At 71.0% G+C, this 6,279-nt stretch carries 6 protein-coding genes; 5 read left to right on the top strand and 1 reads right to left on the bottom strand.

Going from position 1 to position 6,279, the window contains the following annotated elements; translation table 11 throughout:
* The first annotated feature begins 510 nt into the window (after positions 1-510).
* Entirely contained in the window at positions 511-801 is a 291-nt protein-coding gene (locus ACIRA5_RS42195; RefSeq protein ID WP_403700411.1) for a hypothetical protein, read from the top strand.
* A 45-nt stretch (positions 802-846) separates the two neighbouring features.
* Here ACIRA5_RS42195 and ACIRA5_RS42190 read toward each other — a convergent pair whose 3' ends face one another.
* Positions 847-1,044: a hypothetical protein gene (locus ACIRA5_RS42190; protein WP_352050473.1), complete on the bottom strand. Its 198-nt coding sequence runs from the start codon at positions 1,042-1,044 to the stop codon at positions 847-849.
* A 731-nt stretch (positions 1,045-1,775) separates the two neighbouring features.
* Between ACIRA5_RS42190 and ACIRA5_RS42185 the strand changes: the two genes are divergently transcribed.
* From ACIRA5_RS42185 to ACIRA5_RS42170, 4 genes are all read left to right on the top strand, one after another.
* Positions 1,776-2,267, top strand: coding sequence for a MarR family transcriptional regulator (locus ACIRA5_RS42185; RefSeq protein ID WP_352050472.1), 492 nt, complete (start codon positions 1,776-1,778; stop codon positions 2,265-2,267).
* 18 nt (positions 2,268-2,285) lie between these two features.
* Positions 2,286-4,817 carry an MFS transporter gene (locus ACIRA5_RS42180; RefSeq protein WP_403700407.1) on the top strand — a complete coding sequence of 844 codons (2,532 nt, stop codon included), beginning with the start codon at positions 2,286-2,288 and terminating at the stop codon, positions 4,815-4,817.
* A gap of 106 nt (positions 4,818-4,923) precedes the next feature.
* Positions 4,924-5,745, top strand: a complete 822-nt coding sequence (locus tag ACIRA5_RS42175) for a YceI family protein (RefSeq protein ID WP_403700404.1) — start codon at positions 4,924-4,926, stop codon at positions 5,743-5,745.
* 41 nt (positions 5,746-5,786) lie between these two features.
* On the top strand, positions 5,787-6,257 hold the full coding sequence (locus tag ACIRA5_RS42170; RefSeq protein WP_403700401.1) for a PPOX class F420-dependent oxidoreductase: 471 nt from the start codon (positions 5,787-5,789) through the stop codon (positions 6,255-6,257).
* Positions 6,258-6,279: the final 22 nt, after the last annotated feature.

Genomic DNA, 6,279 nt, shown 5'->3' with positions numbered 1-6,279 from the left:
TTTATCCCCACCTCACCCCCCCCGCCCCCACCCATAAATAATGTCGGTATCTTCACCCCCCGGGGCGCTTGGCGGCGCGCTCCGGGCCCCGGGGGGGGGGGGGGCGCCGGGGGGGGCCCCCCCACGGCTGTTGTCTGCCTGGGTGCGGCTCTGGCCGCGTGCGGGGACGGGGGGAGCGGCGGCGGATACGTGGCGGTGGGGGCGCCGGCCGGTTCGGGACCCGTGGTGGCCCCGACCGGGAACGTCTCACTGACCCCACTGCCGGAGTCCACGTCACGCGCGGAGGCCGCCAAGGGAGCCCCTCAGCAGGGCAGCTCACCCTCGCAGTCCCCGCTTGCCGCTTCGCCCGGCACGGCAACGGACCCCGGTGACGACAACTCGCCCCCTACGGGCGCCGGTTCGGGCGTGACGTCGGCGCCCTCCGCTCGGCCGACCCCGGGTTCCACGGCAGGTACCGGTACCCCCGGCCTTCCCGGTACCCCCAGTCCTCCCGGTCCCGCCGTTCTCGACGTGAGCGAGCCCGCGCGGGAGGCCGCCGACAAGCGCTGGTGCGAGAAGGTGACGGTCTCTTTCCGCAACACCGGTGGCAGCGCCGTGCGTTCGGGCACGGTGACCCTCGGGACGCACATCATCGGGGCGCTCGGCATCGACTGGGCGACGATCGACTCGACGCGGGATCTGCCCGTGCCGATCGCGGCCGGAGCGGGCAGCACAAAGACCTGGACGGTGTGCGTCGACGACTGGCGCGTGCCGCTCGGCATGCACATCGAGACGCGGGACGTGTCCGTCCAGTGGAAGTGACCCGCCTCCACCAGTCCTACCGGCGAGGCGGGCGGGTTGTTGCCCTTACGCCAGCGCGAGCCACGCCACGGCGGCGACGACCACCACGGCGACGACGATGCCGATGATCAGGCCGATGCGGGGGCCCGCCGGGGCGGCCGCCTGCTGCTGCCGGGCCTGGGGGCCCTCGTCGACGAAAGCGCGGAACATCTGGGTGCTACCCGCGGGGTCGTAGTTGCCCTCGGGGCCCTGGGTGTTTGCCATGGCCCAGGACCCTAGCGAATACATGCCCCCTACCCAAGTGCCGGGTTCCCCTCGCCTTCCCGTTCCCCGGTTCTGGATGGCCTGGGCATCGAGCCGAATGACACCCGCCCCACCGACGGCACCCCGCCGGGAACGCAAGCGACTGAGCCCCCAGCCCCACCGGCCGACAGCCGCAGACCTCCGGCCGGACGGTCGCCCACCCAACAGCCCGGGACCCCCGCCCGGCTGGGACGGAACCCAGCGGGCGGCCAGGTCATCCCTCCCGGCCGGGCGAGGAGGGTGAGGAGGGCGGGGAGAGCGGGGAGAGCGGGGAGAGCGGGGAGGGCGGGGCGCAGCCCCGGGCGAGGCCAGACACCCACCTCACCCAGACACCCACCCCCACCCACCAGACAGCAAGAGCCCCACCGGCCGCCGGAGCGCAGCGCCGGCCAAGGATCGGATTCCCAGCCGCCGGCAAGGTGCGGGCAAGGCGCAGGGTGCAAGGCCGAACAGTCCGGCCACCACCCCGCCCGCCCCATCCCATCCCGCCCCGTCCCGCCCCGCCCCACCCCGCGAAGGCCACGTTCCGTCGATCCACAGCGGCTTCAAAGCCACACACGCCGCCCACCAGCAGGTTTACATTCGCCAATACTTGCCTTTGCCATCTTTTTAGCCCAGCGGCAGCGATATCGTTTGCCTGCAGCAACCAACTGGATTTATGGTTGCCCCAAGCAACGAAACCAGGAGGGGTGATGGCCGAGCAGGCGCAGTACGAGGAATTGGCTCGTCAGCTCAGTGCCATCGGTGCCGTGAAGCGGGAGCTCGGGCGGATCCTGCCGCACGACTGCCCCGCGGGCTCCGCCGCCGTACTGACCCTCCTCGGCCGGCACGGCGACATGCGGATGAGCAAGCTCGCCGAGTTGCTCGCCGTGGACATGTCGGTGACCAGCCGCCACGTCGCCCACGTCGCCGACCGGGGCTGGATCGAACGCCTCCCCGACCCCGCCGACAAACGCTCCCGCATCCTGCGCCTCACCGACGCGGGACGCGAGCAGCTCACCGAGCTCTCCCACCGCTCCTCGCGGCTGTTCGCCGACCGGCTGAGCGACTGGTCCGACCACGAGGTCGGCCTGCTCATCCACCTGATGGGCCGGCTGCGCGAGAGCTTCGGCGACTGCCGTGCCGTACCCCGGCCGCCCTACGTGCCGGAAGCAACCGAACTGACCACCCGTACACCCGCGTAAGACAAGAGAAGGAAGCCCATGGCAACGACCACACCAGCCGGTGTGCGGGCTCACGCCAAGCACGGAGGTGCACCCTCCGACGGCGCTCCGATGACACACCGCCAGATCATGGAGGCCCTCTCCGGGCTGCTGCTCGGTATGTTCGTCGCGATCCTGTCGTCGACGATCGTCACCAACGCACTCCCCGAGATCATCGGCGACCTGGGGGGCGGCCAGTCCGCCTACACCTGGGTCGTCACGGCCTCGCTGCTGGCCATGACCGCGACCACGCCTCTGTGGGGCAAGCTCTCCGACCTGTACAGCAAGAAGGCGCTCGTACAGATAGCCCTCGTCATCTACGTGCTGGGATCGGCCGCCGCCGGTCTGTCCCAGAACCCCGGCATGCTCATCGCATGCCGTGTGGTCCAGGGCGTCGGCGTCGGCGGTCTGTCCGCCCTCGCCCAGATCGTCATGGCGGCGATGATCTCCCCGCGTGAGCGCGGGCGTTACTCCGGCTACCTCGGCGCGACCTTCGCTGTCGCAACGGTCGGCGGCCCGCTGCTCGGCGGTGTCATCACCGACACCTCGTGGCTCGGCTGGCGCTGGTGCTTCTACGTCGGCGTGCCGTTCGCGGTCATCGCCCTGATCGTGCTGCAGAAGACCCTGCACCTGCCCACCGTGAAGCGGGACGTGAAGGTCGACTGGGGCGGCGCGTTCTTCATCTCCGCCGCGGTCTCGCTGCTGCTGGTCTGGGTCACCTTCGCCGGTGACAAGTACGACTGGATATCGGGGCAGACGTACGCGATGGTCGGCGGCGCGATCGTCCTCGGCCTGCTGTTCGTGCTCGTCGAGTCCAAGGCGAGCGAGCCGATCATCCCGCTGCGGCTGTTCCGCAACCGCACCATCACCCTTTCCTCCCTCGCCTCGCTCTTCGTGGGCGTCGCGATGTTCACCGGCACCGTTTTCTTCAGCCAGTACTTCCAGCTGGCCCGGGACAAGTCCCCGACGATGTCGGGCGTCATGACCATCCCGATGATCGGCGGCCTGTTCATCGCCTCCACGGTCTCCGGCCAGGTCATCACCAAGACCGGCCGGTGGAAGTACTGGCTGGTCAGCGGCACCGTCCTGATCACCGCGGGCCTGGGCCTGCTGGGCACCATCCGCTACGACACGGCCTACTGGCACGTCGCGATCTTCATGGCGCTGCTCGGTCTCGGCGTCGGCATGACGATGCAGAACCTGGTGCTGTCCACGCAGAACCAGGTGGCCCCGTCCGACCTCGGCTCGGCCAGCTCCACGGTGACGTTCTTCCGCTCCCTCGGCGGTGCGATCGGCGTCTCCGCGCTCGGCGCGATCATGTCCACCCGGATCACCGACTACGTCAAGGACGGCCTGGCCGGCATCGACCCCAAGTACGCGGCCGCTGCGTCCGGCTCCGGCTCCGGCACCATCCCGAACATGGACGCGCTGCCCGCCCCGCTGCGCACCGTCCTGGAGAGCGCCTACGGTCACGGCATCGCGGACGTCTTCTTGATCGGCTCCGCCCTGGCACTGCTCGCCTTCCTCGTCGTCCTCTTCATCAAGGAGGTCCCGCTGCGGACCTCGGGCGCGCTGGCCCAGGCCGCGGAGGCGAAGACGGAGGCCACCGCGCCGGAGGCTTCGGCCGCCGCCGAGGCACCCGCCGCCGACGAGAGGATCCCGAGCTGGGCGGCCGTCGCCGAGACGAGCCTCGCGACCGGACCCGAGGGCACACAGCAGCTCGCCGCCGTCGCCACCGCCACACGGGAGAGCGCCCCGCTGCCCGCCTCCGGCGGCATCCCGGTCCGCGGTCACGTCCGCGGCGCCGAGAGCGCCCCCGTCCCGCAGGCCGCGGTCACGCTGATCTCGCTCGCGGGACGGCAGCTGGGCCGGTCGGTCGCGCAGGCCGACGGCTTCTACACGGTGGACGCGCCCGGCACGGGCTCGTACGTCCTGATCGCCTCCGCCGACGGCTTCCAGCCGCAGGCCTCGACGATCATCGTGAACGACGAGCCGGTGGCGTACGACATCCTGCTGAGCGGCACAAGCGGGCTGAGCGGATTCGTCCGGGCCGCCGGGACCGGCACCCCGGTCAAGGACGCCATGGTGATCGTGACCGATGTCCGCGGTGACGTGCTGGCCACCGGGACCACCGGTGAGCAGGGCCAGTTCAGCTTCGCCGAACTGGTTCCGGGTCCGGTGACCATCGCGGTGAACGCGGCCGGCCACCGCCCGCAGGCCCTCACGGTCGAGGTCGGCGGCGCCGGGGTCACCCGGGTCGAGATCGAGCTCAGCGCGGGCGCCCAGCTCCAGGGCGTCGTACGGGCCCCCGGCGGCCCCCTGGGCGACGCCCGGGTCACGCTGGTCGACGCGGCCGGCAACGTGATCGGCACCGCCAGGACCGGCACGGACGGCGCGTACGCCTTCACCGACCTGGACGGTGGCGAGTACACCGTCATCGCGACGGGTTACCCCCCGGTGGCGACGGCTCTCACGGTCACCGGCCGTGGCGTCGACGACCACGACATCACCCTCGCCCACCCCGGCGAGTAGTCGATACCCCGGCCCGTGGGGACGCGCGCACTCTGAGCGGAGGTGCGCCCCCCACGGGCCGGCTTCATTGCGACCAATTTTTAGTGCTTTGCAGGGAGAAAACGGGATGGGACTGACCGCACGGATTCGCACGCGGGACGGATGGGCCGTGTCGCACGCGGTCGTCACGGTGGCCGACATGACCGGGACGCAGGTGCTGCGCGCCGAGGCGGACACCGAAGGAGCCGTGCACGACCAGACCCCCCTCACGCCCGGCGCGTACACCGTGATCGTGACTGCGGTCGGGTACGCGCCCGCCGCCTCCAGCGCGATCGTCACGGCGAGCGGCCGGGCCGAGATCGGCAACGTGACCCTCGCCCGCCAGGGCGGCAACGAACTGCCGCCGCCCGGGCCCTGGACCGTCGACCCGGCGCACTCCTCCGTCGGCGCCGTCGCGCAGCACCTGGGCATCTCCAGCGTGCACGGCCGTTTCACGGACTTCTCCGCGACGATCGAGATCGCCGCGGACGACGTGTCCAAGTCCCGCGTCGAGGCCGTGATCTCCGCGGCCTCGATCGACACCGGCAACGGCATGCGCGACAGCCACCTGAAGTCCCCCGACTTCCTCGACGTCGAGACGTACCCGCAGATCACCTACCGCTCGACCGGCCTGACCCCGGCCGGCTCCGACCGCTGGACCGTCCACGGGGAACTCACCATGCGCGGCATCGCCCGCCCGGTCGACCTGGACCTCGCCTATCTGGGAACGGGCGGGGACCCCTGGGGCGGCACGCGGGCCGCTTTCCGGGCGACGACCGAACTCCACCGCGAGGACTTCGCCATGAACTACAACCAGGTCATCCAGGCAGGCATCTCGGCGATCGGCACCACGCTGAAGGTGGAACTGGACATCCAGGCGGTACAGGGAGTGCCCCTCCCGCAGGCGTGAGGTGCGCGCGCCGTCCCGGCGGGCGGCCTAGGCTGACCAACATGGCACCGAACATCGCTACGAACACCGCCGTGTCCCTGGACGAACTGCTCGACTTCGTACGCCCCCGCCACCGCGCCATCCTGCTGACCCGGAGGGCGGACGGCAGCCCCCAGGGCTCCCCCTTGACCTGCGGGGTCGACGACGCCGGGCGGATCGTCGTCTCGACCTACCCCGAACGGGCGAAGACCCGTAACGCCAAGCGGGACGAGCGGGTCAGCCTGATCGTGCTGAGCGACGAGTGGAACGGCCCCTGGGTCCAGATCGACGGCACGGCCGAGGTCGTCGACTCCCCCGAATCCGTCGAGCCGCTCGTCGAGTACTACCGGAACATCGCGGGCGAACACCCGGACTGGGACGAGTACCGGGAGGCCATGCGCAAGCAGGGCAAGTCGATCATCCGGGTCACGCCGGTGAAGTGGGGCCCGGTCGCGACAGGCGGCTTCCCGGCCCGACTGACACCCCAGGAGTAACCCAGGAACAGCCGAGGAGGAG

This window comes from Streptomyces sp. NPDC096311 (genome assembly GCF_044763085.1).
Taxonomy (GTDB): domain Bacteria; phylum Actinomycetota; class Actinomycetes; order Streptomycetales; family Streptomycetaceae; genus Streptomyces.
This window is presented reverse-complemented; position numbering and strand designations above follow the sequence as displayed.

Bases quoted from the DNA above. Each gene is read 5' to 3' on its own strand.
- ACIRA5_RS42190 (WP_352050473.1), bottom strand. From the start codon at position 1,044: ATGGCAAACACCCAGGGCCCCGAGGGCAACTACGACCCCGCGGGTAGC.
- ACIRA5_RS42180 (WP_403700407.1), top strand. From the start codon at position 2,286: ATGGCAACGACCACACCAGCCGGTGTGCGGGCTCACGCCAAGCACGGA.
- ACIRA5_RS42175 (WP_403700404.1), top strand. From the start codon at position 4,924: ATGGGACTGACCGCACGGATTCGCACGCGGGACGGATGGGCCGTGTCG.
- ACIRA5_RS42170 (WP_403700401.1), top strand. From the start codon at position 5,787: ATGGCACCGAACATCGCTACGAACACCGCCGTGTCCCTGGACGAACTG.
- ACIRA5_RS42185 (WP_352050472.1), top strand. From the start codon at position 1,776: ATGGCCGAGCAGGCGCAGTACGAGGAATTGGCTCGTCAGCTCAGTGCC.